At 31.0% G+C, this 905-nt stretch carries 1 protein-coding gene; it reads right to left on the reverse strand.

Annotated features, from left to right (window positions below):
* Positions 1 to 36 precede the first annotated feature (36 nt).
* Positions 37 to 905, reverse strand: an 869-nt coding sequence (locus KI369_RS16630; protein WP_212956679.1) for a D-alanyl-D-alanine carboxypeptidase family protein, incomplete at its 5' end; no start/stop codon positions are given.

The raw sequence follows: 905 nt of genomic DNA on the forward strand, positions 1-905 counted from the left end.
TAAATGCAAGCCGTTCTTTATATATAAGAAGATTTCCTAGTTGAAATCCTCGGATTTTTTCTGACGTATATGTAAAAACATTAAAATTGTAATGATGAAGAAAATCAACAATGTTTGTATAATTAAATTTTTAAATTGAAGCAAAACTGCCCAAGAGGTAACAGCATCTTTAAAAGCTTGGAGTGCAGAGTACGAGGAAGGATCAAAACCGTACTGTAGTAGCTTTTTTGTTTCAATAAAGGTAATGTTTTCTTCATTTGAGTCTAATATTACAGAAATAAGTCTAGTATCTCCTCGATGTGCTGTACTTACAAAACTATAATTACCATTAGTTGAAAAACTAGTTTGTAAGCCGTCAACACCTTGGAGATTAATGTTTTTATTAAGGGAATAAATCATTTTATTTGTGTTGAAAACTTTTGAATCTTTGAAGGTAAATTGGTAAGAGGTTAGCTTCGTAATATTCAATATATCTGGAAAGTCTTTTACTAATTGTGTCGCTAGTTTTGCTACATCTATCGCTGTTGTATTTGATTGTTTATTTGTATCGTTATTCATACCAGTAGCATTTAGAAACGGGGATGGTTGTGATAACTTTAGTTGTTTTGCTTTTTCATTCATTAAAAGTGTAAAGTTATCTTCGTTTCCAGCAATGTGTTCTGCAAGAGCAAGTGCGGAACGATTATTCCCTGTCAAAAACAATGCATGAAGTAAATCACGAACTGTCGTTTTATCTTTCGAAGTTACTTGTATAGGACTCGTTTCTGTTCGGAAAACTTCGTTACTTATTTTTACTAATTCATCTAATTGTATTTTTCCTTCATTCAGTTGTTCCATTGCGATATACTCTGTCATTAATTTAGATAAAGTAGCTGACTGTATAGGAATTTCTTCATTTTTTTTAT

It is taken from the genome of Bacillus sanguinis (assembly GCF_018332475.1).
GTDB lineage: Bacteria > Bacillota > Bacilli > Bacillales > Bacillaceae_G > Bacillus_A > Bacillus_A sanguinis.